The sequence below is a fragment of the Mesorhizobium sp. B2-3-13 genome (genome assembly GCF_006442195.1).
GTDB lineage: Bacteria > Pseudomonadota > Alphaproteobacteria > Rhizobiales > Rhizobiaceae > Mesorhizobium > Mesorhizobium salmacidum.
This window is the reverse complement of the sequence record NZ_VFVQ01000005.1, coordinates 142,644-165,816: the sequence shown is the minus strand read 5'-3', so window position 1 is coordinate 165,816 and position 23,173 is coordinate 142,644. Positions and strand designations below refer to the sequence as shown.

24 protein-coding genes are annotated in these 23,173 nt (G+C 63.6%); 9 read left to right on the top strand and 15 right to left on the bottom strand.

Features of this window, described 5'->3' with window-relative positions; all coding sequences use genetic code 11:
• The first annotated feature begins 6 nt into the window (after positions 1 to 6).
• Positions 7 to 903: a dihydrodipicolinate synthase family protein gene (locus tag FJ941_RS08210; RefSeq protein ID WP_181169744.1), complete on the top strand. Its 897-nt coding sequence runs from the start codon at positions 7 to 9 to the stop codon at positions 901 to 903.
• Positions 904 to 1,009: 106 nt separating this feature from the next.
• Here the strand turns inward: FJ941_RS08210 and FJ941_RS08205 are convergent, their stop codons facing one another.
• The 5 genes from FJ941_RS08205 to FJ941_RS08190 are packed head-to-tail and all read right to left on the bottom strand — an operon-like array spanning position 1,010 to position 4,695.
• Positions 1,010 to 1,795, bottom strand: coding sequence for an N-formylglutamate amidohydrolase (locus tag FJ941_RS08205; protein WP_140504615.1), 786 nt, complete (start codon positions 1,793 to 1,795; stop codon positions 1,010 to 1,012).
• The gene (locus FJ941_RS08200) at positions 1,795 to 2,772 is read right to left on the bottom strand and encodes a glutamine synthetase family protein (RefSeq protein WP_246673744.1); all 978 of its coding nucleotides are present in this window, start codon (positions 2,770 to 2,772) and stop codon (positions 1,795 to 1,797) included. Before FJ941_RS08200 ends, FJ941_RS08205 begins: the two co-directional genes overlap by 1 nt.
• Positions 2,769 to 3,116 (bottom strand): hypothetical protein, encoded by a 348-nt coding sequence (locus FJ941_RS29390; RefSeq protein ID WP_246673742.1) that lies wholly within the window; start codon positions 3,114 to 3,116, stop codon positions 2,769 to 2,771. Before FJ941_RS29390 ends, FJ941_RS08200 begins: the two co-directional genes overlap by 4 nt.
• Positions 3,113 to 3,760 carry an isochorismatase family cysteine hydrolase gene (locus FJ941_RS08195; protein ID WP_140504614.1) on the bottom strand — a complete coding sequence of 216 codons (648 nt, stop codon included), beginning with the start codon at positions 3,758 to 3,760 and terminating at the stop codon, positions 3,113 to 3,115. The genes FJ941_RS29390 and FJ941_RS08195 overlap by 4 nt, the downstream gene beginning before the upstream one ends.
• Positions 3,757 to 4,695, bottom strand: a complete 939-nt coding sequence (locus FJ941_RS08190) for a MurR/RpiR family transcriptional regulator (RefSeq protein ID WP_140504612.1) — start codon at positions 4,693 to 4,695, stop codon at positions 3,757 to 3,759. The genes FJ941_RS08195 and FJ941_RS08190 overlap by 4 nt, the downstream gene beginning before the upstream one ends.
• Before the next feature lie 377 nt (positions 4,696 to 5,072).
• Between FJ941_RS08190 and FJ941_RS08185 the strand changes: the two genes are divergently transcribed.
• The 4 genes from FJ941_RS08185 to FJ941_RS08170 all read left to right on the top strand — a co-directional run bounded on the left by FJ941_RS08185 (position 5,073) and on the right by FJ941_RS08170 (position 9,014).
• The gene (locus tag FJ941_RS08185) at positions 5,073 to 6,113 is read left to right on the top strand and encodes an ornithine cyclodeaminase (RefSeq protein ID WP_140504610.1); all 1,041 of its coding nucleotides are present in this window, start codon (positions 5,073 to 5,075) and stop codon (positions 6,111 to 6,113) included.
• Between the two features lie 255 nt (positions 6,114 to 6,368).
• The gene (locus FJ941_RS08180; protein WP_140504608.1) at positions 6,369 to 7,388 is read left to right on the top strand and encodes an isopenicillin N synthase family oxygenase; all 1,020 of its coding nucleotides are present in this window, start codon (positions 6,369 to 6,371) and stop codon (positions 7,386 to 7,388) included.
• A 284-nt stretch (positions 7,389 to 7,672) separates the two neighbouring features.
• A complete protein-coding gene (locus FJ941_RS08175; protein ID WP_140504607.1) occupies positions 7,673 to 8,362 on the top strand; it encodes an SDR family NAD(P)-dependent oxidoreductase in 690 nt (229 codons plus the stop codon).
• A gap of 400 nt (positions 8,363 to 8,762) precedes the next feature.
• The gene (locus tag FJ941_RS08170; protein WP_027146174.1) at positions 8,763 to 9,014 is read left to right on the top strand and encodes a DUF768 domain-containing protein; all 252 of its coding nucleotides are present in this window, start codon (positions 8,763 to 8,765) and stop codon (positions 9,012 to 9,014) included.
• A 66-nt stretch (positions 9,015 to 9,080) separates the two neighbouring features.
• On the opposite strand, the gene FJ941_RS08165 is transcribed toward FJ941_RS08170, so the two are convergent.
• The 3 genes from FJ941_RS08165 to FJ941_RS08155 form a co-directional block, all read right to left on the bottom strand.
• Entirely contained in the window at positions 9,081 to 10,199 is a 1,119-nt protein-coding gene (locus FJ941_RS08165) for a P1 family peptidase (RefSeq protein ID WP_140504605.1), read from the bottom strand.
• 4 nt (positions 10,200 to 10,203) lie between these two features.
• Positions 10,204 to 11,835, bottom strand: a complete 1,632-nt coding sequence (xseA, locus tag FJ941_RS08160; RefSeq protein ID WP_140504603.1) for an exodeoxyribonuclease VII large subunit — start codon at positions 11,833 to 11,835, stop codon at positions 10,204 to 10,206.
• A gap of 71 nt (positions 11,836 to 11,906) precedes the next feature.
• Positions 11,907 to 12,863 carry a LysR substrate-binding domain-containing protein gene (locus tag FJ941_RS08155; RefSeq protein ID WP_140504602.1) on the bottom strand — a complete coding sequence of 319 codons (957 nt, stop codon included), beginning with the start codon at positions 12,861 to 12,863 and terminating at the stop codon, positions 11,907 to 11,909.
• A 177-nt stretch (positions 12,864 to 13,040) separates the two neighbouring features.
• Here FJ941_RS08155 and FJ941_RS08150 point away from each other — a divergent pair, with 177 nt between their 5' ends.
• The gene (locus tag FJ941_RS08150) at positions 13,041 to 13,331 is read left to right on the top strand and encodes a DUF1127 domain-containing protein (RefSeq protein WP_140504600.1); all 291 of its coding nucleotides are present in this window, start codon (positions 13,041 to 13,043) and stop codon (positions 13,329 to 13,331) included.
• 161 nt (positions 13,332 to 13,492) lie between these two features.
• Here FJ941_RS08150 and FJ941_RS08145 read toward each other — a convergent pair whose 3' ends face one another.
• The 4 genes from FJ941_RS08145 to FJ941_RS08130 all read right to left on the bottom strand — a co-directional run bounded on the left by FJ941_RS08145 (position 13,493) and on the right by FJ941_RS08130 (position 17,555).
• The gene (locus FJ941_RS08145; RefSeq protein ID WP_140504598.1) at positions 13,493 to 14,533 is read right to left on the bottom strand and encodes a DUF937 domain-containing protein; all 1,041 of its coding nucleotides are present in this window, start codon (positions 14,531 to 14,533) and stop codon (positions 13,493 to 13,495) included.
• A 90-nt stretch (positions 14,534 to 14,623) separates the two neighbouring features.
• Positions 14,624 to 15,997, bottom strand: a complete 1,374-nt coding sequence (locus FJ941_RS08140; RefSeq protein ID WP_140504597.1) for a glutamate--cysteine ligase — start codon at positions 15,995 to 15,997, stop codon at positions 14,624 to 14,626.
• 144 nt (positions 15,998 to 16,141) lie between these two features.
• Entirely contained in the window at positions 16,142 to 16,876 is a 735-nt protein-coding gene (locus FJ941_RS08135) for a 16S rRNA (uracil(1498)-N(3))-methyltransferase (RefSeq protein ID WP_140504773.1), read from the bottom strand.
• Positions 16,877 to 16,907: 31 nt separating this feature from the next.
• Positions 16,908 to 17,555, bottom strand: a complete 648-nt coding sequence (locus tag FJ941_RS08130) for a hypothetical protein (RefSeq protein WP_140504595.1) — start codon at positions 17,553 to 17,555, stop codon at positions 16,908 to 16,910.
• Positions 17,556 to 17,641: 86 nt separating this feature from the next.
• Between FJ941_RS08130 and FJ941_RS08125 the strand changes: the two genes are divergently transcribed.
• On the top strand, positions 17,642 to 18,340 hold the full coding sequence (locus FJ941_RS08125) for a type 1 glutamine amidotransferase (RefSeq protein WP_140504593.1): 699 nt from the start codon (positions 17,642 to 17,644) through the stop codon (positions 18,338 to 18,340).
• Between the two features lie 313 nt (positions 18,341 to 18,653).
• Positions 18,654 to 18,794, top strand: a complete 141-nt coding sequence (locus FJ941_RS08120; protein ID WP_023782442.1) for a hypothetical protein — start codon at positions 18,654 to 18,656, stop codon at positions 18,792 to 18,794.
• 37 nt (positions 18,795 to 18,831) lie between these two features.
• On the opposite strand, the gene FJ941_RS08115 is transcribed toward FJ941_RS08120, so the two are convergent.
• The 3 genes from FJ941_RS08115 to FJ941_RS08105 are packed head-to-tail and all read right to left on the bottom strand — an operon-like array spanning position 18,832 to position 21,603.
• Positions 18,832 to 19,605 (bottom strand): metallophosphoesterase, encoded by a 774-nt coding sequence (locus FJ941_RS08115; protein WP_140504591.1) that lies wholly within the window; start codon positions 19,603 to 19,605, stop codon positions 18,832 to 18,834.
• A gap of 32 nt (positions 19,606 to 19,637) precedes the next feature.
• The gene (locus FJ941_RS08110; protein WP_140504589.1) at positions 19,638 to 20,774 is read right to left on the bottom strand and encodes an alpha-hydroxy acid oxidase; all 1,137 of its coding nucleotides are present in this window, start codon (positions 20,772 to 20,774) and stop codon (positions 19,638 to 19,640) included.
• Between the two features lie 25 nt (positions 20,775 to 20,799).
• Positions 20,800 to 21,603 carry an FCD domain-containing protein gene (locus FJ941_RS08105; RefSeq protein ID WP_140504588.1) on the bottom strand — a complete coding sequence of 268 codons (804 nt, stop codon included), beginning with the start codon at positions 21,601 to 21,603 and terminating at the stop codon, positions 20,800 to 20,802.
• 207 nt (positions 21,604 to 21,810) lie between these two features.
• On the opposite strand from FJ941_RS08105, the gene FJ941_RS08100 reads away from it, so the two are divergent.
• Positions 21,811 to 23,133 (top strand): DUF3422 family protein, encoded by a 1,323-nt coding sequence (locus FJ941_RS08100; RefSeq protein WP_140504586.1) that lies wholly within the window; start codon positions 21,811 to 21,813, stop codon positions 23,131 to 23,133.
• Positions 23,134 to 23,173: the final 40 nt, after the last annotated feature.

Below are 23,173 nucleotides of genomic sequence, written 5' to 3'. Positions count from 1 at the left end.
ATCCCAATGACCAAGCAATTGGCGGGCATGTATGCCGCCCTGATGACCGGACTGAGCGATGCCGGCGAGTTCGATCCGCAACGCCAGCGCAACATTAACGACTATGTGCTGCGCCAGGGCCTGGCCGGTCTCTATGTCGGTGGCAGCAGCGGCGAATCCGGCTTGCTGACGGTGGACGAATTGTTGGCGCAGCAAGAGGTGGCCTTCGCCAGCGCGACCTCAAGGGCCGTCAAGCTGATCGCCCATGTCGGCATGCCGAACGTGCGCGATTCCATCCGTCTGGCGCGGCAGGCGCAGAAGCTTGGCTATGACGCTCTGTCGGCGCTGCCGCCGCATTCCTACCCGTTCTCCGACGAGGAAGTCTTCGGCTATTACCAGGCACTGGCGGCGGCGACGGACCTGCCGCTTATTGTCTACGAGATACCCTTGCGCACCGGCCGGCCGCTGCCGCTTCCCCTGCTGGTTCGGCTGCTCGACCTTAAAAATGTCGTCGGCATCAAGTTCACTTCCACCGACTTGTTCAAATATTCCCTGCTGCGCAAGCGGCAGCCGCAAAAGCTCTTCTACTACGGCTTCGATGAGATCTATGCCGCCGCCGGCATGCTCGGCACCGAAGGCGGCATCGGCACAACCTACAATCTGCTTGGCAGGCTCTACGTAGCGATCGACCAGGCGGTCCGCGCTGGCGATCTTTCACGGGCGAAGGCGCTGCAGATGGTGTCGCAGGATTTCGTCGAGGCACTGCTGGCGACCGGCGTGCTGCCGGGCATGAAAGCGGCCTTCCGCGTTATCGGCGTCGATTGCGGCCCGACCCGCGCGCCGATGGCGCCGGCGGTCACCGATGCCGAGGACCGCATGCGCGCGGTGCTCGCCCGCCCGGCGATCAAGGAGTGGCTGGTGTGAGCCGAGGCTTCCTCCCCGATGAAGCGAGCGTCGGGCCGAATGGCGAGAAGCGCAGCTTGCCGGCCTGCGCGATGGTCGCGGCGTCACGTCCGCGCGGGCTGATTGCTCACGAAGCTGTCTCCGTTTCATGTGCAGGCAGTGCCGCCGCCAGCCGGTCCGCCCATTCCTCGATGCCGGACCGTGTCGACAACAGGTCTTGCCGGATTTCGACAAGGACAGCAGGGATGCCGCGATCATCGCCATGGATGGGCACGGCGTAATCGGCGTCACGGCTGATCACGTAAGGTACGTTGGCCGCGACATTGAGTGCCGCGTCGGTGCGCAGGCCAAAAAGGATCGCTGCGGCGAGATCGGCTGCATGCGCATGCAGCACGCCCGCATGCCATGGTCTCGCGATGCCAAGGAACACCGGCGTGAAGGAATGCATCGTCACGATCCGCGTCGGCCTGCCTTCAGCCATCCGGCGATCGAGAAGTGCTGCCACCCGCTCATGGAACGGCGAAAACATGATTTCCGCGCGTCGAGTTCGTTCCGCCTCATCAATGCCGACATTGCCGGGAATGTTGGTGTCTTCCGACAGCACCGGAATGCTGCCCGGGCTGCCGAGTGGCCGGTTGAGATCGATCAACAGTCGGGAATAGCCGCTGAGAAAGGCCGGTGCATCGAGCCGTGCCGACAACAGGCGCGTCACCTCCGCGGCACCGATGTCCCAGGCGATGTGGCGTTGCAGATGGCTGGCATCGAGCCCGAGCTGGCCGTACTCCGACGGCATGTGGTTGGACGCATGCTCGCACAGCAGGACGATGTCGCAACGGCCGTGCTCGTTGAGAACCTCGACGGCTTCCGGCCAATCTCCTTGAGGGGGCGAGTCTTTTTCGGCCTGCGAAGTCATCAATAAAGCGTCCGGTAGAGATCGCAGATAGCAGCTGGATCGAGGCCGGCCAGGCGCTCGGCTTCATGCCGCTTCAGCCCGACAAAGGTCTCGATGAAGATCGGGGCGAACCATCCCGTAACGGTCTTGTCGGCCAGAAGCGCATCCAGCGCCGCCGGCAAGGTCTCGGGCAGTCGCACCAAACCGAGTTCCGCCCGTTCCGCCTCGCTCATCAGCGTCGGGTCGCCGATGACCAGCGGCGGCGATGGCAGGTTCGCCTTCAGCCCTTCAAGCCCGGCGCGGATGATCGCCGCCAGCGACAGATAGGGATTGCCGGTGGCGTCGGCTGCCCGGTATTCGATATTGTACTGCCGTGCCGGATCGCGTCCGCCGATCGTCACCGTTGGGCAGATGCGGAGCGACGCTTCGCGGTCACGATCGGCGAGCCAGGTGTAGGACGAACTCCAGCTGTGCGGCTTGAGGCGATAGAAGGACGACACGCTCGACGCCGTCATGGCGGTCATCCCAGGCAGATGGCGCAGCACGCCGGCGCAGAAAGCGCCAGCCTTGGCGGAGAGGCCGCCGGGACACGCCGGATCGTAAGTTGACGGTTTGCCGGCTTCGTCGACGAAGCTGAAATGGATGTGCACGCCATTACCGACCGCATCGGGCGCGATCTTGGGGGCGAAGCTCGCGCGCCAGCCGGCATTGCGCGCCACTTCGCGCGTGATTTCGCGAATGGCGACGGCACGGTCGGCCGCCGTCAACGCATCGGCCGGCTCGTGCGTCACCTCGAATTGTTCATTGCCGAATTCGGCGATGACCACTTCAGGGCTAACGCCTGCCTCTTCGAGTGCCGCCATCAGATTGGGGGCGAACGGATCGGTGCGGCGCAGCGCGGCAAAGGACATCGAATGCGCCGGCGCGAAGCTGCCGTCGGCAATGTGGAATTCGTGCTCGAAGGCGGCAATGACGGAAAGGCCGGTGGCCGCCTTCAATTCTGCCAGCGCATCCGGAGCATGGTCCGCGTGCAGCCGAGCCACGGACTGCCGTCGAGCTCGACAATGTCGCTGGCCACCATGTCGAACGACGTCGCCGATCCCGTCCGTTCGGTGCGGAAGCGCGCGGTGAGATCCGGGATCAGCCGAAGGTCGCCGGACGAGCCCCAGGGGTTGGGATCGACGATCGAATTGAACGGCGTCATCGACAGATTGGCCTGCAGCCAGCCGACACCGGTTGTTGCGGTCTTCTGCAATCTGCTTTCGACCACGAAACGACCCCGTGTGATGGCGGAGAGATCTGTCGTGACGACAGCGACGAGGGGCTCGACGGTCGATGTCATGCAGTTCTTCCCAAAGCGGTGAAGCGGTCGACTACTGTGTCGGTATCCGTGACCCAGCAATAGCCGCCGAAGGCCTTCAGCGCGATGTCGTGGCGCTCCTGGGTGATGGTGGCGCAGGCATCCGACACGCAGGTGACGAGATAGCCACGGTCGGCGCCGTCGCGCACCGTCATGTCCACGCACTGGTCGGTCAGCACGCCGACCACGACGAGGTAGCGGATGCCGAGGTTTTTCAGAAGGTAGTCGACATTGGTCGAGTTGAAGATGCCCGACGAGGTTTTCGGCAGCATGATCTCGTCGCCGACCGGCGTCAGCGATGCAACCGGCAGGCCTTGGGGGAGGCTGGGCGCGACATGGATCGGCGTCAGCTTGTGGTCAAGCGAGCGGTCGCGGCCGTCTTCGGTCAGGCTCTGGATGATGGTGTGCAGCACCTCGACGCCATTGGCACGCGCCGCCGCCAGCAGGCGCTCCTGGTTCGGGATCGTCTGCGCGGATGTTTGCCGGTAGAAATAATGGTCGGGGCCGCGCTCCGGATGCGAGGGGTCTGCGCCCGGCTCCAGCCAGATGCGCTGCATGTCGACGAGCAGCAGCGCCGTCTCGCCGGCACGGAAGGCTTCGTCTCGCTTGGGTAGGGCCTGGGTCATGCCTTGTCGTCCTGCTTTGCTGCTTTGGGTCCGGGTGTCTTGCGTGGTCCAACTGTTTGACGCGCGCCTTTCTCTTCCGCATCGCTGTCGAGCGTCACCGCGTTGGCGTGCCGCACTTTCTCGATCCTTTCGATGCGAGCCCGGGCGTCATCGCCCAGCGTGGAGACGATCTGGGCGGTCAACGCCTCCATCTGTGCGATCGCCGGCGCCAGCGTGTCGTAGGGTGAGGCGACTTCGAGCGGGCTGACGATCGTGACTTCAGCAAGATCGGATATCGGCGACAGCCACTGGTCGGTGAACAGAAGAATGCGTACATCGAGCGCCGCCGCCTGCCTTGCATACGCCATCACATCGAGCTGGTAGCGGCGATAGTCGAAGACGACGAGCACGTCGCGGCGGCCAAGGTCGGCCAGCGTGTCGAATGCCTGCGGAGAGAGCATACCGAGATCGCTGACCCCAGTGCGGAACTGCACGAGATATCCAGCGAGCATGCCGGCGATGTGGCGGCTGAACCGGCCGCCGACCAGCACGATCTCGCCCTTGGCCTCCATCAAAAGGCGGGCGGCCCGCTCGTAGGTCTGGACCGGTGTCGCGGCGGTAGTCTTCTGCAGAGCCGCGGTGACGGAATCGAGATAGGCCAGCACCGCGCTGTCGCTGGAACCGCTTTGCCGCTTGGTCTCCATCATCAACAGCGGCGAATGCAGCCTGGCTTCGACCTCGGCAAGCAGCTTTGCCTGGAAATCCGGAAACCCCTCATAGCCGAGCTTGACCACCAGCCGGACAACGGTGGGATCGCTGATGCCGGCGCGCCGCGCGAGCGACGAGGCGGTGCCAAGGCCGGAGCTCGGATAGTCCGTCAACAGCAGCCGGACGATCTTCTCCTCTGATGGCGTCAGCGCCAGATCCCCGCGCATCAGAACATCGCGTATCGCCATTGGCCTCCCCGAAAATGCGTCTTGGGCTCCCAGCCTCGTTGTGTCGAGTTTATTACAGAGATTTTAATTAAGGTCAATAATGAAGAGATGTTGACATAATTGGAAGAGTAGCCTTAGCTTGGCGGAAAGCAGCAAGGGGACCGCTGGCGCATGCGGGAAATCGGTACCGGCATGAAGCGGCGCAAACCTCACATCCACGGATTAGCCCCACCGATCGAATGTCTCGAAGCCAAGTTCAAGATGAGGCAGGATGAGCGCCTGTACGACCGGCCGGCGCGACCAACGCGCTGGAGCAAGACGATCCGGTGCTCGCAGCGATGATGAACGCGTACAACGCGCATCGCCAGGACTGACCGGCGCACCGGCAAGGAAACAGGATGATTCCCAATCTCAACATCGTGCCGTTCGTCAGTGTCGACCATATGATGAAGCTGGTGCTGAGGATCGGCGTCGAGCGGTTTCTGATCGAACTCGCCGGCTATATCGAGGATGACTTCCGCCGCTGGGAGCTGTTCGACAAGACGCCGCGCGTCGCTTCGCACAGCGCCGAGGGCGTCATCGAACTGATGCCGACCAGCGACGGCGAGGTCTATGGCTTCAAATATGTCAATGGCCATCCCAAGAACATGCGCGAGGGCCGCCAGACCGTGACCGCCTTTGGCATGCTGGCCGACATGCACAACGGCTATCCTGTATTGCTGTCCGAGATGACCATCCTGACCGCGCTGCGCACGGCTGCCATGTCGGCCCTTGCCGCGAAGCATTTGGCGCCGGCCGGTTCCCGCTGCATGGCACTGATCGGCAACGGCGCGCAAGCCGAGTTCCAGGCGCTGGCCTTCAAGGCACTGCTCGGCGTCGACAGGCTGAGGCTTTACGATATCGACCGTTCGGCGACCGAAAAATGTATCCGCAACCTCGCCGGCCTCGGCTTCGACATGGTCGCTTGCACTACCGCGCAGGAGGTGGTCGAGGGCGCCGAAATCATCACCACCGTCACCGCCGACAAGCAATATGCCACCATACTGACCGACAACATGGTCGGAGCGGGCGTGCACATCAACGCCGTTGGCGGCGACTGTCCGGGCAAGACGGAACTGCACCGCGACATCCTGCTGCGCTCCGACATCTTCGTCGAATACCCGCCGCAGACGCGCATCGAAGGCGAGATCCAGCAGCTTGCGCCGGATCATCAGGTGACCGAGTTGTGGCAGGTGATCACGGGCGCCGTTAAGGGCCGGCGCGATGCCGGCCAGGTTACGCTGTTCGATTCGGTCGGCTTCGCCATCGAGGACTTTTCGGCGCTGCGCTATGTCAGGGATCAACTGATCTCGACCGGCCTCCGCCAGGAGCTCGACATGCTGGCCGATCCCGACGAGCCACGCGACCTCTTCGGCATGCTGCTCAGGGCAGCCCAATAGGGCAGAGGCCGCGCGCAGTTGCGGCGATCCGCATCCTGCTGAATGATCGCGGCCGTTGTCAGCTTTGCCGGCGCGCGGGGAAAAATTGTTCGTCGCGGCGGCTTCGAAGGGCCGATCGTTTCTTTCTTGGCAATCTGGAGTCGATGAGACTTGCAGGCATTGCTGGCGTTGTGACCGCCGAGAGTGCACGCAAGTCCAACAGTCCTGGTTTGCGGATGGGCAAACATCCGCAGAAAACCAGGAAAGGAGCCTGATATGCCCAGAATAGTACCCGTGCTTGATCTGAGCCACTTTGAACAAGACGCATCGGAACGCCGGACGTTTCTGGCGGATCTGCGTTCCGCCTCGCGCGACATCGGCTTTTTCTATCTGGCTGGGCATGGCATCTCGTGGGCGGAGATCAGCGAGGTGCTCACCGCATCGCGCCGCTTCTTTGCCTTGGGCGAGGCCGACAAGCTCGCGATCGAGATGGTCAAGTCCTCGCAGTTCCGCGGCTATACGCGCGCCGGCGGCGAGCTGACCAAGGGCAAGGCCGATTGGCGCGAACAGCTCGACATCGGCGTCGAGCGCCAACCCATAGCGCAAGGGCCGGGAATTCCCGCCTGGACGCGGCTGCAGGGGCCGAACCAATGGCCGGCTGCGTTGCCGGAGCTTAAACCGGTCTTGCTTGCCTGGCAGGCCAAGGCAACAGCGGTGGCGATCCGGCTGCTGAAAGCTTTTGCGCTGTCGCTCGAGCAACCCGAGGATGCCTTCGACCCGATCTATCGAGACTCACCAAACCATCGCATGAAGATCGTGCGCTACCCCGGCCGCGAGGCGACCGGCGGCGACCAAGGTGTCGGCGCGCACAAGGATGGCGGTTTCCTGACTCTGCTGCTCCAGGATGACAACAAGGGACTCCAGGTCGACTATGATGGCAGCTGGGTGGATGTGGACCCCATTCCCGGCACGCTCGTCGTCAACATCGGTGAATTGCTCGAACTGGCCTCGAACGGCTATTTGCGCGCGACCGTGCATCGCGTCGTGACGCCGCCAGCCGGCATCGAGCGCATTTCGGTGCCGTTCTTCTTCAGCGCCAAGCTCGATGCGACGATACCGCTGCTCAAGTTGCCGGAGGAATTGGCGGCGCAGGCGCGCGGGCCGGCCAGCGATCCGGACAATCCGCTGTTTCGCGATGTCGGCACCAATGTGCTGAAAAGCCGGTTGCGCTCGCACCCTGACGTCGCGCGCCGCCATTACGCGGACCTGCTTCAGCCGGGAACCGGAGCGGGTTGAGCCAGTTGATACAGAACGAACCGGATTTTTCGTAATTCGGACCGATTTTAGAAAATCATTTGTCGTGCCCGTGCAAGGACCGGTTCAGAATGACAAATCCGTTCGGTGTTTTCCTCCCATTTCGCTGAACGGTGTTCCCCTCTGAAGGTTATGACCTTCTTTTGGCCGGGCCGTTTTCGCGCCCGGCCATTTTTCTTTCCGCGTGCGCGTTGCCGGTGCGGCGCTGATCCGGCAGAGTTCAACATCTGCCAGCCATTGCAATCAGTGGAAGAAGGAGAGGTCTCATGACATCCAATGTCGCCGTCATTGCCGGGGCGGGCTCCGGCTTGAGCGCCTCGATCGCGCGTCTTCTCGCCAGGGAAGGGTTCCAAATTGTCCTGGCCGCCCGAGATATCGAGAAGCTCGATGCATTGCAGGCGCAAACCGGCGCGCAAGCCGTGGCAACGGATGTCTCCGACGCCACGTCGGTGGAGCGTCTGTTCGATGTCGCCGACAAAGCTGGCCCGCTTTCCCTGGTGGTTTTCAACGCCGGCGGCCGCGCCCGCGGTCCGCTGGCCGAACTCGATCCCGAGGCGGTTCGTCAGGCGCTGCTTGTCGGGGCCTATGGTGGGTTCCTGGTCGGCCAGCAGGCGGCCCGCCGGCTTATCGCTCAAGGGGCGGGCTCGATATTCTTCACCGGAGCGACGGCAAGCGTGAAGGGGTTTGCCGGCTCCGCCGGCTTTGCGATGCCCAAATTCGGATTGCGCGGGCTGGCGCAGTCCATGGCCCGTGAACTGGCGCCCAAGAACGTTCACGTCGCGCATTTCATCATCGACGGCGCCATTGCCTCGGCCACGTCCGGACAGGAGTCCGAACCGCAGGATCGGCGGCTATCGCCGGATGCGATCGCCGAGGCCTATCTCGCCATCCACCGCCAGCACCGCAGCGCCTGGACCTGGGAAATGGAACTCAGGCCGTGGGTCGAAAACTTCTGACCGGATCAGCGATCCATGCGACTTTTGCATGGCTCCTGTGCACGGGCCTTGAGGAGAGTCGACATAGTGTACGGATATCACTATATAGCGGCGGCTTCGATGGCTCGCGCCTTGAAGCGCAACGTCATAAGGCGGCTGTAGCGACAGCCATTGAGATGCGAAACGGACTGGAAGCCGTAAAAGGTAGAAGCAATTGCTTGGAGCGGGCAGATCCCGCCAACGGTACAGTCCTTCAGAAACAGAAAATGTTCTTCACCCCTCGAATTCCTTCGGCTCTGTGGACCCTGGACGGCTTCGGCTTGCCGTCCGGCCGCGACTCGGCTCGAATGGGAACATGCATCCTTTACGGGATGCAGACGTTTAGGATTACCAACCGGCTTTGCCGCAAGGGAATAGCAGTATGAGTGAACACGCGATCGAATTCTTGCGGGGATGGATCGGCGAAAAGGTCCATTGCCAGTCCCCGGCCAGGATCGAGAAGCAGGCCGAGACACTGGCCAGGGAATGCGCCGCCAAGGCGGCCGAGGTCGGCATACCGCTGGAGGATATCCAGGAGGAAGTCGGCGACATCCAGGAACTCATCGCTTCCCGGCTAGAGGAAGCGGCCGAGGCCGATGAAAGCCAGCAGGCTTCCAGCAAGGCCGCGGAATAGATTTTCAGGGGCAACCCTGTCTGAATGCGCGGGCTTCGGCCCGCGTTTTCGTCTTTGGTACCCTTCTCAGCCAAATTTTTCTTTGAGCCACGCTTTCGGCAGGGCAGGCACGAAATTGCCATCGCGACCGGTCATGTCGTGATTGGCGACAAGAGCGTTGAGGATCGATTCCTCCACAGTCTGGATCACGGCATCGAAGAACGGGTCGATGTCCACATCGGGAATAAAATCGGCGCTGGCGATGCGGCCAGTCAGCCCCCGCGCAGCGGCAGGATTGGCGGTCGAGAAGGCGAGAAAAATGTCGCCCGAACTGTGGTAGCCGAAGCCGCCGGTCATGGCGACGCCGAGCGGCACGCGGCGGGCCAGCCGCTTCATCTGGTGCGGCAGGAAAGGCGCGTCGGTCGCGACGACGGCGATGATTGAGCCCTTTTCCGCGCGCGACGTGGTTTCGCGGATCGCCGGTTCGGTGAGTTCGGAACCGGCGCGCAGGCCACGAATGGTGAAATTGTGCCGCTTGCCGAAATTCGACTGCACGAAGCCGCCGACTGTGTAGGTGCGCCCTTGCCATGCGACGATGCGCGAGGCCGTGCCGGAACCGGCCTTGAAGCCGAAAGTGATCATACCGGTGCCGCCGCCGACACTGCCTTCCTCGACCGGTCCACTGGCGGCGGCGTCAAGGGCTTCGGCGACATGCTCCGATGTCAGATGGTGACCGTTGATGTCGTTGAGAAACCCGTCATAGGTCTCCGCTGCCACGGGCAAGCCCCAGGCGCTGTCGACGGCCGCCGGCAGCACTTGGTTCATCCAACGCAGCGTGCCGTCACGCGAAACCCCGCAGGAATGCGTGTTGGTGATGGTGATCGGGAAGTTGAAGGCGCCGGTTTCCTCGATGATGTGCGAGCCGGTCAGCTCGCCATTGCCGTTCTGGCTGAAGATGCGGGCGAAGACCGGCGTTGCCAGCTCGGCGCGCAACCTGGGCAGGATCGCGGTGACACCGGTGCGCACCGGTCCCTTGCCGACGACAAGCGGACCATCGCCCGATATCAGCGTCGCATGGCCGACAGCGACGCCGGGCACGTCGGTGATCGCGTTGAACGGCCCGGGCGTTCCGTCGAAGCCGATGGTGAAGCTTCGCGCGCGCGGCTTGCCGGACGGCGTTGCCAGATGGTGCGGATTGTCGATCATGCTCTTAGAACAAGGATCCCTGATTGCCGGGTTCTTTTGCCTTTGCCGCCGGTCTGGCCACGGGCTTTGGCCGCGCCGCGCCGCTGGTTGCCACCGCATCCGCGGTGCCATCGGCGAACTCCAGCGACAGCGCCATCCCCGACGCCACGTCGGCGGCCTGCTTGATGACCGTGCCGTCGGCATCCTTAACCAGCGCGAAGCCGCGCGCCAGGACGGCCTTGTGCGAAAGCGTCGCCATCAGCCGGTCGGCCTGGATGATGCGGCCGCGCAACCGCTCCAGCCTGAGCAGCATCGCCTGACCGCCGCGTCTCGTCAAAGCCGTCAGAAGATCCCTCTGCACACGTTGCCGCCGGGCTGTCGGCTCGATCGTGATGCGGCCCTGCAGCAAAGCCAATTGCTGCCTGTGCCGCTGCAGCGATGCCTTGGCGCATTTTGGCAATTGATCCGCGGCACGATTGAGCTCCGCGCGCCGGCTTCTCGCCAGGGTGCGCAGCGCCCCTTGCGCCCGCGAAAGGTTACGGTCGTTGGTGCGCCGCGCCTCGGCAATCCGCTGCGACAGCATTGCCGGCGTCAGTTTTACAGCGAAGAATCGCGCCCGCTTGCGCTCGGTGGAAACCATCAGGCCACGACCGAGCCTCGATGTCGCCTCGTCCAGGCGCCGGCGCGGCAGCGCCAGCAATTGGTCGGGCGAGGGCAGCGCACGCGCCGCCGCACGGGCTGCCTGCCGCTTGCGGTCGAAATTGCGCAAGACGGCGGCCTTGAGCCGCGCGCCGAGGCTGGTCAGCGTCGCTTCGAGGTCGGCCTTCACCGGCACGGCGATTTCGGCCGCGCCCGTCGGCGTCGGCGCCCGCACATCCGCGACAAGGTCGATCAGCGTCCAGTCGGTTTCGTGGCCGACAGCCGAAATCACCGGAATGTCGGAGGCGGCGACTGCGCGGGCGAGCACCTCGTCGTTGAAGCCCCACAGATCTTCCAGGCTGCCGCCGCCGCGCGCGATGATCAGTAGATTGGGGCGCTGGATGGGGCTGTCCCACGCCAGTGCGTTGAAACCGGTGACGGCATTGGTCACTTCCGCACTCGCTGTGTCGCCCTGCACGCGTACCGGCCAGACCAGCACATGCAGCGGAAAGCGGTCCTTGATGCGGTGGATGATGTCGCGGATAACCGAGCCGGTCGGCGATGTGACGACGCCGATGGTGCACGGCATGAACGGCAGCCGGCGCTTGCGGCCGGCGTCGAAAAGCCCTTCAGCCTGTAGCCGGCGCTTGCGCTCCTCCAGCAGCGCCATCAGCGCCCCGGCGCCTGCCGGCTCCAGATTGTCGATGACGATCTGGTAGTTGGACTTACCGGGATAGGTGGTGAGCTTGCCGGTGGCGATCACCTCCATCCCTTCCTCGGGGCGGAATTTCAGCCGGCTCATCGTGCCTTTCCACACCACGGCGTCGAGCCGGGCGCGGTCGTCCTTCAGCGCGAAATAGGCATGGCCGGAGGAATGCGGCCCACGATAGCCCGAGATTTCGCCGCGCACCCGCACATTGCCGAAGACGTCCTCGACCGTGCGCTTCAGCGCGCCTGATATCTCGCTCACCGTGTATTCGGTGGCGTTGGTGCGTGATTCGGATGCTGCTTCGCTCATCGGTCGATTGGGGGCCGGTTGGACGCCGACGTCAAGGCGGCCGTGTCAGGCCCGATATTCATGACCCGGTTTTACCAGCCCGGCAGGATCTGGTTCGGCTTGCTCCGCTTCATCTTGGAAAAGGCGAGGGCCGCGAAATCGAACGTCCCCGTCTCCTCGCCGAGCGGCACGGAGATGTTGTCCAGGCTTTCGGAGATGTGGCGGGCAAGCGCATCGACGATCTCCGGCCGCGAGGTCTGGCCACGCATGATGCCGATGCGGCAGTCGGGCAGGGCGCCGAAGCCGTCGGCCTCGCCCAGCACCCTCATGCCGGGCCTGAGCGCGCATTCCGGCAGCACCGAAATCGCCAGGCCGGATAGCACGGCCGCGGTTATCACGGTCGCCGAGAAGCTGGTGAACAGGATGCGGTAGTCGCGGTTCTGCTGGTCCAGCACGTCGACGGCGGCGCGCCTCCAGATGCAGTTCGGCCGGCCGAAGGCCATCGGCAGCGTCTCCTGTTCATGCGTCGCATGGTTGGCCGAGGAGACCCACAGCAGCGGTTCACGCCGCACCACCTCCGATTGGCCGCGCACATCATTGTGCGTCACCAGCGCCAAGTCGAGATTACCGCGCTTGATGTGCTCGACCAGCCCCGGCGTCGGCTCGCAGATGACGGTCAGTTCGACGCGCGGATTGGAGCGGGTGAAGCGCGCCATGATCTCCGGCAGGAAACGGTCGGCGTAGTCGTCCGGCGTGCCGATGCGGATCGTGCCTTCGAGCCGCTGGTCGTCGAAGGCGGCGAGCGTCTCGCGGTTGAGATAAAGCAGCCGCCTTGCGTAGGAGAGCAGCTTGTCGCCTTCCTCCGTCAGCCTGTTGCTGCGCCCCTCCTTCTCGAACAGCGGCTTGCCGATCCGTTCCTCCAGCCGGCGCATCTGCATCGACACCGCCGACTGGGTGCGGTGCACTTCTTCCGCTGCGCGGGTGAAGCTGCCGGTGTCGGCGATCGAGATGAAGGTCTGCAATTGATCCAGATCGAGCGGCGCTTTCATCGATGTGATCCATCACTGGTGTTGATGCCAAAGATTAAAAACATTCGTTGGATTAATCAATCGGTCGATGGCAAATTGGCATTGTCCACATGAAGGCATGTGAATCGAAGCCGGAACGGCCGCTGTCATCAGCGCCGATCGTCGGGTTTCGTCCGTTCGAGTCTGAAGGAGACCGACATGACCACGATCGATTTCGCCACCGAGACCTCACGCATCACCTCGCGTCCGGCCGTTGCGACGCGCGTGGCCAACACCGTCTCCAACGTCTACCGCGCCTGGAAAAATCGCCGCGCCTTTTACCGCCTTGGCGAGATGTCGGACGCCGAGCTCGCCGACATCGGCCTGACGCGCGCCGACCTGCATGTCGCAATCGACGTGCCGTTTGGCCGCGACCCGACGGCAATCCTGCGTGAAATCGCCAGCGATCGCGTGGAAACGATCGAGGACATCGCCCGCAAGGTGGCCTGATTGCCGAGTTTCGGTCCCGTTGAACCTTTTTGCGGTTCAGCGCGACCAAGGTTCATGCAGGCTCCCCACTCCCTGCCGGTTCCCCGCCGGCCTGCCTGCACGCTGCCCGGTCCTCCCAAGGACCGGGCTTTTCCTTTAAGGTTTGCTGAAGGCCCGGGCGACTACCGCCGGTCCATGTCGCGCTTGAACTGGTCGAAGATCGTTTCCACGCCCTTCTGGTACTCGTCGCGCTGCTGGGCGCCGGTTTCGAACATCCTGCCGAAAATGTCGTCGAACGGGTTCCTTGGCCGGCCGCTCGGATTGGCCTGCGGCTGTGGTGCCTGACGCTGCTGCGGTTGCGGTGCCTGAGGTTGCGGCGCCGGCTGCCCGCCCGGCATGCCACCGAAGCCGTCGCCGCCGCTTTGCCGCAGCATCTCCTCGAAGATTTTCCCCAGCGGGTTGTCGCCGTAGGGGCTCTGTGTCTGCTGTGGCTGGGATGGACCTTGTGGTTGTTGCGGCGCGCCGCCACCGAACATATCCTGCAGCACCTTGCCGAGCGGATTATCGCCATAGGGATCGGGTGCCGGCTGCGGCTGGCTTTGTGGTTGCGCTGAGCCGCCGCCGAACATGTCCTGCAAGACCTTGCCGAGCGGGTTGTCCATCTGAGGCGGCGGTGCCTGGCGCTGTTGCGGCGCCGGTGCCTGCATGCCGCCATGCCGCATCATCTGCTCGATGATTTCGCCCAGTGGGTTGTTGCCGCCGCCGAAGCCTCCCGCAGCCTGCATCTGGCCGCCTGTCAACTGGTTTGTCGTCTGCTTGAACAGTCCGCCCATTACCATCGAGGCGATCGCGGGCAGCATCTGCTGCAGGACCTGCTGGCTGACGCCGCTCGCCTGCGCCGCCTGGCTGGCCACGGCGCGCGACAGGTCCTTCGAACCGAACAGATGTCCCAGAATGCCGTTGCCTTCATCGACGCCTTGCGGGGAGAAGGCGCGTGTTGCGTCCTCGAAATACTTAGCGTGCTGGCCGCTTGCCATCGCCGTCATGAAGGCGCCGAGCCCATAGGGATCGGCGGTGTTGCGTTGCAACCCTTGTGAAAAGGCCGGCAACAGTGCGGCGACCGCCGCCTGTGTCTGCTGTAGCGAAAGCCCGTATTGCTGGGCAAGCGCCTGCATGCCATTGCCGCTCTGGGCCTGCGTCAGCATGTCGAACAAGGTGGGCATCGGCTTCTCCTCCGGGAAATCCTCGAAAGAGAGCCTAATTCGTTTCAATGCCCGATTGAAGCCGCTTTTGCCGCTCGTCAATGCCAGGGGTTAATAGGCATATTCCATGAATACCGGCTCGATCGAGCCGCCCCAGCGCGTGTGATAGGCCGACAGCATCTCCTCGGCGCTGGTGGTGCCGCGCGCCACAACCTCGTCGAGCGTGTTGAGGAACGAGGTTTCGTCGTAGCCGTCGCGATTCTTCTTGCCGCGGTTCTTCAGCCCGGTGCGCGAAATGGCCATGACGTCGCGCGCGATTTCGCGCAGCGTGGTGTTGCGGAAGGGTGCGGAAATACCGAGCTCCGGCACGGCGTTGCGCATGGCCAGCACTTCCTTGTAGGTCCAGCTCGACGTCAACGCCTCGGCTGCGTCGAGTGCCGCCTCGTCATAAAGCAGCCCGACCCAGAAGGCCGGCAGCGCGCAGATACGCCGCCAGGGACCGCCATCGGCGCCGCGCATTTCCAGGAAACGCTTCAGCCGAACGTCGGGGAACAAAGTCGACAGATGGTTCGCCCAGTCGCCCATCGTCGGCAGGCCGTCCGGCACTTCGTTACGCGCGGCCCCGGCCATGAACTGGCGGAAGGTGATGTGCGTCATGTCGTGATAGTGGCCGTCACGAATGACGAAATACATCGGCACGTCGAGCGCCCATTCGACATAGTCGGCAAAGCCGAAATCCGGCGAGAAGCAGAATTCGAGCAGGCCGGAGCGCTGGTTGTCGGTGTCGCGCCAGATGTCGCCGCGCCAGCTCTGCAGCCCGTTCGGCCGGCTGTCGGTGAAGGGCGAGTTGGCGAACAGTGCCGTCGACAGCGGCTGCAATTTCAGCGACACCTGCATCTTGCGCCGCATGTCGGTCTCGCTCTCGAAGTCGAGGTTCACCTGGATCGTGCAGGTGCGGTACATCATGTCGAGGCCCTTGGTGCCGACCTTTGGCATGTAGCGCGTCATGATCTCATAGCGCGACTTCGGCATTTTCGGCGTCTCGGCCAGCGACCATTTCGGGCTGCCGCCGAGGCCAAGGAAGCGGATGCCCATCGGCTCGGCGATCTCGCGCACCTGCGCCAGGTGGGCGTTGCCTTCCCGGCAGGTCTGGTGGATGGACTCCAGCGGCGCACCGGAGAGCTCGAATTGTCCGCCGGGCTCAAGCGAAATCGCGCCCTGGCCGGTCGGCTCGACCAGACCGATGATGCGGCCGGCATCCATGATCGGATCCCAGCCCAGCTTGTTCTGCATGCCTTCTAGGATGGCGCGGATGCCGCGCTCGCCGCCGTAAGGCACCGGTGCGTTGCCATCGACATAGAACGGGAATTTTTCGTGCTCGGTACCGATGCGCCATTTTTCACGCGGCTTGTTGCCTTCGGCCAGGTGCTCGACAAGCTCGTCTACGCCTTCGATGGGCCGGAAATCGGTTGTGTCGCGCGCCATTGTCAAGCCCTCAAAGGCGGTTGGACCACCGCCGGCGCTAAATGGACGAAATGTCAGTAGCCGATCAAGCGAAAAATCCTGAGCCACAGGTCAAGAGGAATTGAAGGCTACTGCCCGCAAGCACCTCTTGCGAGAGACAACGTCCTACCAGTCGCCGATTGTTGCCTGCATCGCCGCAAGCGCCGCCACGGCCGCCGTGTCGGCGCGCAGGATACGCGGCCCGAGCGGAATGGCGGTCACGAAGGGGAGCGCCCGCAACATTTTACGCTCCTCGTCGGAAAAGCCGCCCTCAGGCCCGACCAGCAGGGCAAGCTTTTTCTCCTTTACCGCCTGCAAGGCAGGCAACGGGTTGTTGGTCGAGGCGTCCTCGTCGCAGAAGATCAGCCGCCTTTCCTTGTCCCACCCGGTCAGCAGGCGCTCGAATTTTTCCGCCTCGCGAACCTCCGGCACCGCCAGGATGCCGCATTGTTCGGCGGCCTCGACGACATTGGCGCGCAGGCGATCGATCGACGGTTTTGCCACCTGCGTGTGCTGGGTGATGACCGGCTGCAAGATGCCGGCGCCCATCTCGACCGCCTTCTGCACGAGATAATCGAGCCGGCCTTGCTTCAGCGGTGCGAAACAATAGATGAGATCCGGCAAAGGCGGCTGCGGTCTTTGCGGTGCCAGTACCTTCAGCCGCACCGACCGCTTTGATTTCGCTGATATCGCCGCCGACCACTCGCCGTCGCGGCCATTGAAGACAAGGATCTCGGTGCCTTCGGCGAGCCGTAGCACATGCAGGAGATAATGGCTCTGCTGCTGGCCGGGTTCGAACTCGATGTCTGGTCCGAGGTCATCGGGCACGAACAGACGTTGCATCTTGTAGTTGGCGCGCATGGCCGAGGAATGGGCGAGGCGGCCGCCGGCGTCAAGCCTTGGCGGAAGGATGCCACACGGGTTGAAAGCCATGGCGCAGGACGGCAAGCGTCGTTTCCGGGGTCAGCAGCACAAGCGTCTTGTCCTCGAACCGATCAAGGCTGGTCGGCGGGCCATATCCGGCAAAAGCCCATGGCAATGCCTTGCCATGGCGCAGGGCATAGGCGTTGCCGCCAGCTGCGATCATCGCGCCATCGGGCAGGCGGGCAAGCGCGTCCATTGTGACTACAGGCCGTTTGCCGCTCGAGGCCAGCCGCTCCGTGTGCAGTCGCTTGTCGACCCGCGGCGCGCGTGGCTCGGCAATCCCGAAGGCTTGGCCGAAACGCCCGACAAAATCCTTGGCCCGTGCGCGCTGGCAAAAGAAGCAGGGGCGATGCCCGGCGGCGAGCGCCGTCACCTCGTCGAGAAAGAACAATTCGGTCCAGCCGGCCTTGCCACCGGCCCGGTTGCGGCCCATCGGCTCGCGCCGCACATTGCGGAATTGGCACACGCAGATGATCCAGGCCTGAAGCGCCCAGCGCTTTTTCAGGAGAGTCTTTGTCGCGGGGGCATGGATGATGCCGCGATTGCCGGTGAACAGGCCGCGCTCCGGCACGGCGTGGATGGCGCCGAACGGATCGACCCGGTTCTGCAGTGGCATAGTTTTCTCCGCGCGCCCGTATCTTGGCTGAAATGCCGGCGTCATGATATCGCTCGCGGCACCTTTTTCATGTCAGCAGGTTTTCGATGCGTGTGCTGGTTGTCCAGAACTACGACAATACCGGGCTCGGCCAGGTCGGCGCGGCACTGGCGGAAGCGGGTGCCGATCTCGATGTGCGCCTCCCCTACAAGGGCGATCCGCTGCCACAGGACGCAACCGGCCATGATGCCATGGTGGTGCTCGGCGGCGGCCAGAATGCGCTGGCCGACGAAGAATATCCCTATTTTCCGGCGCTGCTCGAACTGACCCGCGATTTTGCCGGCAAGGACCGCGCCGTGCTCGGCATCTGCCTCGGCGGCCAACTCGTCGCCCGTGCCTTTGGCGGCGAGAACCGCATCGGCGGCGCCAATGAATTCGGCTGGCGCGGCGTGTCGCTGACGCCGGACGCCAGGGCCGATCCGGTGCTGGCTGAGCTGCCGGAGAAGTTCCCGATCTTCCAATGGCACGACGACACGTTCGTGCTGCCCGAAAACGCCGTGCGGCTCGCCGGCAACGATGTCGCCGAAAACCAGGCGTTTCGCCTCGGCCGCGCCATCTACGGCTTCCAGTTCCACTTCGAAGCTGACCGGCCGATGGTGAAGGACTGGAGCTCCTCCTTCGCGCCGATCATTGCCGCGCGCCATCCCGACTGGGCCGGCAGGCTCGATGGCGAAATGGCCCGCAATGGCCCTGACGCCGATGCTGCTGGTCTCGCCATTGCCCGTGCCTGGGTGGCGACGATCTGAGAGGCTGTCAGAGCGAATTTCGAAACAGCCTGAGCGTCCATCCCTCGCGTTCTGCGTGACATAATTGGCACGCGGCCATGAATCCGTCCGGGAAAACCCCTTTCATCCTTGGCTTGTGTCCGGCCGTCATCCTAGAAGGCGCGCGCTCTATGTCGGCTGTGCAACCGGGATGAACCTTTTGTGTGACCCGCGCGACACACCATCGATACGGAACACGCCTAGAAGCGCGAAATCGTGGAAACTTTGAAGCGATTTGTCCTTTTCAACGCATTGGTAACCGCCTCGTGCACAGATGCAGAAGGCTCAACAAGAGATGACCTCCGTGAAAGCAGCGCTTCTGTCCTTTGCCATGTTGTCCGCCATCGTGCTTTGCGGTCTTGGTATCTATGCCGCCGATGCGGCCAACAACCACAACGCCGTCGACGGCTACGGCGTCACCGCCTCCCTGCGCTAAGCCAGGGCATCCGTCACACCCTCGGGCGCCGAGGCCCTCAAGGCTCTTTTATCGACATTTCCAGGATGCGTTTGTCCACGCCGTCCACAACGAGCGCGGTAAGCATGCCTGATTGCCAGGCAAGCGTGTCGACATTGACGCGGTTGGCCATCACTTCCGCCTCCGGGACCGGTGTGTGACCGTGCACCACGACCTTGGCGAAGAGGCCGGTGTGGTCGTGGAAAACATCGCGGATCCAGATCAGGTCCTGCGGGTTCTGATTGTCCAGGGGAATGCCTGGCCTAATGCCGGCATGGCAGAAGAAGAAGTCGCCTGACGTCACCGAGAACGGCAACGATCGCAGGAAGTCGACATGGCTTTGCGGCACGGCTTCGAGCAGGGCTTGGTGGCCCTTGCGCATGGCTGATTCCGCCTTGCCGAACCAAACGCCGCTGCCGTTGCTGATCGTCACCCCATAGGATTGCGCGGTCTGGATACCGCCAAAGCGGATGAAGAGCCCTTCGGGATCGGGTGTCTTGAGAAAGTCGAGAAAGCCGATGTCGTGGTTGCCAACCAGCATCATGTTTCGCGGATCGCGTTCGCGCGCTTCGATCAGAAAGTTGATGACGCCCTTGGAGTCCGGTCCGCGATCGACATAGTCGCCAAGATGGATGATGCGCCAGTCCGCAACCAGGTCCTTCGCGATCTCGGCCTTGATCTGGCCGTGCATGGCGGCCAGCAGGTCGAGCCGGCCATGCACGTCGCCGATCGCGTAGAGACGCACGCCGGCCGGCCCGCGTGCGTCGAGGAAATGGATGCCGGGTTCCGCCAAGGTCTTGATCTCCGTGGTCAGATGTCACGGACTTAGCGCCGGAGCTGGTCCTTGCCCATGTCGGTGACCAGACGCTTTCCGCACAGAGCCAGCGTAATGTCCATCTCCTTGCGGATGATTTCCAGCGCTTTGGTAACCCCTTCCTTGCCGAGCGCGCCCAGGCCGTAAAGAAATGGTCGGCCGATATAGGTGCCCTTGGCGCCGAGGCAGAGCGCTTTCAACACGTCCTGGCCGGAGCGGATGCCGCCGTCCATATGCACTTCTATTCTGTCGCCAACCGCATCGGCGATCTCCTCCAGCACCATGATCGACGATGACGCGCCATCGAGCTGCCGCCCGCCATGGTTCGAAACGATGATCGCATCGGCGCCGGTCTTGGCCGCCATCAGTGCGTCTTCCTTGTCGAGAATGCCCTTGAGGATCAGCTTGCCGCCCCAGCGCTCCTTGATCCAGGCGACGTCCTTCCACGACAGTTGCGGATCGAACTGCTCCGTCGTCCATGACGACAGCGAAGCCACGTCGCCGACGCCCTTGGCATGGCCGACGATATTGCGGAAGGTACGGCGCTTCGTGCCAGCCATGCCCATCCACCAGCTAGGCCGCACCGCGATGTTGGCTATGTTGGCCAGCGTCATCTTGGGTGGCGCTGAAAGCCCGTTGCGAACATCCTTGTGGCGCTGGCCGAGGACCTGCAGGTCGAGCGTCAGCACCAGGGCCGAGCACTTCGCCGCCTTCGCCCTGTCGATCAGATTGAGCACGAAGTCCTTGTCGCGCAGTACATAGAGCTGGAACCAGAACGGTTTCTTTGTCACCGAAGCGACATCCTCGATCGAGCAGATGCTCATCGTCGAGAGCGTGAACGGCACGCCGAATTCCTCTGCCGCCTGCGCTGCCAGCATCTCGCCGTCGGCATGCTGCATGCCGGTCAGGCCGGTCGGCGCCAGCGCTACCGGCATCGACACTTTCTGGTCGATCATGGTCGTTTCCAGTGAGCGGTTGCTCATGTCGACCAGCACGCGCTGGCGGAACTTGATCTTCTGGAAGTCTTCCTCGTTCGCGCGGTAGGTGCTCTCGGTCCAGGCGCCTGAGTCGGCATAGTCGAAGAACATCTTGGGCACGCGCCGGCGCGCGAGATCCTTGAGGTCTGCGATGGTGAGAATGTCGCTCATGATGATCCCCGCTTGGTCGAATTGACTAGGAGCGCCTGCGCGCTGGTTCGCTGTCGCCGGCTTCCGAACGCTGCCTCAGCCTCAGCCGCGACACGCGTTGCCAGTCGCCGCTGCGCTCGGCTTCCGCCATCGAACGCTCGACATAGGTCATGTGGTCCATTGCCGCCTGGCGGGCGCCGGCCGGATCGCCGGCCTTGACCGCGGTGTGGATCGCCCGGTGCTGCGCCAGCAGCGCCTCGCGCGCGCCGGGCACTGTGAACACCAGCAGCCGGTTCTGGAACACGCCTTCCGACAAAAGCCGATAGCAGGAACGCAGCGTGTGCAAGAGCAGGATGTTGTGCGCGCATTCGCAGATCGCATGATGGAATTCGACGTCGATCTCGGCCTCGTCGTCGAAGTCGCCGGTGCGATGCGCCTCGTCCATGCGTGCCATGATGCGGTCGAGTAGGGCAAGGTCCTCGGGTGTGGCGCGCCGCGCCGCATATTCGGCGGCTATGCCTTCGATCTCGCGGCGGTATTCCAGATAGTCGGCCACCGCCTTGCGATGCGTCGAGATCAGGTCCGCCACCGGCTTGGTGAACAACTGGCCGATAATGTCGGCGACGTGGGTACCGCCGCCCGGACGTGTCGACAGCAGGCCGCGCCCTTCGAGCGCCTTCAGCGCATCGCGCAGAATGGGCCGCGACACATCGAACCGGCGTGCCAGCTCGCGCTCGCCGGGCAGCCGGTCGCCGGTGCGCAGCACGCCTTCGAGAATTAGGCTTTCGATCTGCTGCACCACCTCGTCGGCGGTGCGCGAATGCTCGATCCTGGAGAAAATGTCGCCCAAAGGAAGCGCCTGGAGAACGGAATGATGTCGCGCAGATTAATGCCTCCGTCGCCAACTGGTCAAATTATTTATCCAATTCGTCTCATCGGGTCGATTTCCGCGTCGCGCCGGCATATCGCCTCGGGCTAAACTTTGCTGTTTACGTCCCTCGCCGATTGCCGCAAGAGGACGCCATTGCACGAAGGGTCGAAACCAGGGGGACCAGACGTGTCGGACGAGACGTCCAATCTTGAATTCCAGCCGCGCAGCCAAGGCAGTGTCCTGGGCTTTCCGGCGCATGAAGGCCGGCCCGGCGCGCTCGGCGAGGTTCATGCCCGCCCGCATCCGCTGGTCGAGAAGCCGCGCGTGCTCGTCCAACTCTCCTTCATGACCGAAGGCGGCTCCGCGGTCGACCATGCCGTGCTTTCGGAACTGTCACGCCGCCTCGGCATCGCCGCGCCCGAGCGTCATGCCCGCCACCACGCCATGAAATGGGGCAAGGGCACGCTGCGCTGGGAGCGGCACACGGAATTCTCGACCTATCTCTGGGAAGGGCCGTTGGCCGAGAACGGGCGGGGGCAAGAGGATTCGCCATTCGGCAACGGTTTTTCGCCGCCGGGAACCGTCATCTCGGGTATCCGGCTCGAGATCCGCAAATGGACGCAGGCGAACGAGAGGCTGATCGCCGGCTTCGATCCGACCAGCCTCTGTCACTCGCTGGTCGAACGCGGCAGCGCGGCGATCGTCACCGACTTCCGCCAGGACGGCGACGGCATGACCCGCATGCTGGTGCTCGACCGTGGTCTCACTCCGGCCAGCACCGGCGCGCTGTCGCAGCGGCTGATCGACATCGAAACCTACCGCACGCTTGCCATGCTCGGCCTGCCGCTGGCGCTCACCTTGTCCGGCCGCGCTCGCCGCATCGAGGACCGCTTGGCGCAGACGACGCTGGAAATGAAGGTCGCCGAGACGCGCGACAACCAGACGCTGCTCGCCGGCCTGACGGAGCTTGCCGCCGAACTGGAGGCTGATGCCGCTTCCAGCCTCTACCGCTTCGGCGCCAGCCGCGCCTATGACGGCATCGTCACGGAAAGGCTGGAGGCGTTGGATGAGGAGCCTGTCCAGGGCTACGACACCTGGGCGGGCTTTCTGCTGCGGCGCATGGCGCCAGCCATGCGCACCTGCCGCTCGGTCGAGGAGCGCCAGGCCAATCTGTCGCGGAAGCTGACCCGTGCCACTACGCTGCTGCGGACCTGGGTCGATGTGGAGGTCGAGAAGCAGAACCGCGACCTGCTCGCCTCGATGAACAACCGCGCCCGCCTGCAACTGCGCCTGCAGCAGACCGTCGAAGGCCTCTCGGTCGCCGCCGTCTCCTATTACGTGGTCGGCCTCATCGGCTATGTCGCCAAGGGCGCATCGGTTTTTGGCCACACCTTCGCGCCGGAGGTCGTCACCGCCTCCTCGGTGCCGTTCGCCGTCCTGCTGGTCTGGTGGGGCGTGCGCAGGGTGCGACGGATGCATTCCGAGCCGGCGAAACATCCGGGCGAATAGTCCGCGCATGCTTCGAACGCAATAGAAATGCAGCGGCAGA

Bases quoted from the DNA above. Each gene is read 5' to 3' on its own strand.
- FJ941_RS08210 (WP_181169744.1), top strand. From the start codon at position 7: ATGACCAAGCAATTGGCGGGCATGTATGCCGCCCTGATGACCGGACTG.
- FJ941_RS08135 (WP_140504773.1), bottom strand. From the start codon at position 16,876: ATGCGCGCCAACTACAAGATGCAACGTCTGTTCGTGCCCGATGACCTC.
- FJ941_RS08145 (WP_140504598.1), bottom strand. From the start codon at position 14,533: ATGCCCACCTTGTTCGACATGCTGACGCAGGCCCAGAGCGGCAATGGC.
- FJ941_RS08180 (WP_140504608.1), top strand. From the start codon at position 6,369: ATGCCCAGAATAGTACCCGTGCTTGATCTGAGCCACTTTGAACAAGAC.
- FJ941_RS29390 (WP_246673742.1), bottom strand. From the start codon at position 3,116: ATGACATCGACCGTCGAGCCCCTCGTCGCTGTCGTCACGACAGATCTC.
- FJ941_RS08165 (WP_140504605.1), bottom strand. From the start codon at position 10,199: ATGATCGACAATCCGCACCATCTGGCAACGCCGTCCGGCAAGCCGCGC.
- FJ941_RS08195 (WP_140504614.1), bottom strand. From the start codon at position 3,760: ATGACCCAGGCCCTACCCAAGCGAGACGAAGCCTTCCGTGCCGGCGAG.
- FJ941_RS08120 (WP_023782442.1), top strand. From the start codon at position 18,654: ATGACCTCCGTGAAAGCAGCGCTTCTGTCCTTTGCCATGTTGTCCGCC.
- FJ941_RS08190 (WP_140504612.1), bottom strand. From the start codon at position 4,695: ATGGCGATACGCGATGTTCTGATGCGCGGGGATCTGGCGCTGACGCCA.
- FJ941_RS08110 (WP_140504589.1), bottom strand. From the start codon at position 20,774: ATGAGCGACATTCTCACCATCGCAGACCTCAAGGATCTCGCGCGCCGG.
- FJ941_RS08150 (WP_140504600.1), top strand. From the start codon at position 13,041: ATGACCACGATCGATTTCGCCACCGAGACCTCACGCATCACCTCGCGT.
- xseA (WP_140504603.1), bottom strand. From the start codon at position 11,835: ATGAGCGAAGCAGCATCCGAATCACGCACCAACGCCACCGAATACACG.
- FJ941_RS08155 (WP_140504602.1), bottom strand. From the start codon at position 12,863: ATGAAAGCGCCGCTCGATCTGGATCAATTGCAGACCTTCATCTCGATC.
- FJ941_RS08170 (WP_027146174.1), top strand. From the start codon at position 8,763: ATGAGTGAACACGCGATCGAATTCTTGCGGGGATGGATCGGCGAAAAG.
- FJ941_RS08185 (WP_140504610.1), top strand. From the start codon at position 5,073: ATGATTCCCAATCTCAACATCGTGCCGTTCGTCAGTGTCGACCATATG.
- FJ941_RS08175 (WP_140504607.1), top strand. From the start codon at position 7,673: ATGACATCCAATGTCGCCGTCATTGCCGGGGCGGGCTCCGGCTTGAGC.
- FJ941_RS08140 (WP_140504597.1), bottom strand. From the start codon at position 15,997: ATGGCGCGCGACACAACCGATTTCCGGCCCATCGAAGGCGTAGACGAG.
- FJ941_RS08125 (WP_140504593.1), top strand. From the start codon at position 17,642: ATGCGTGTGCTGGTTGTCCAGAACTACGACAATACCGGGCTCGGCCAG.
- FJ941_RS08205 (WP_140504615.1), bottom strand. From the start codon at position 1,795: ATGACTTCGCAGGCCGAAAAAGACTCGCCCCCTCAAGGAGATTGGCCG.
- FJ941_RS08130 (WP_140504595.1), bottom strand. From the start codon at position 17,555: ATGCCACTGCAGAACCGGGTCGATCCGTTCGGCGCCATCCACGCCGTG.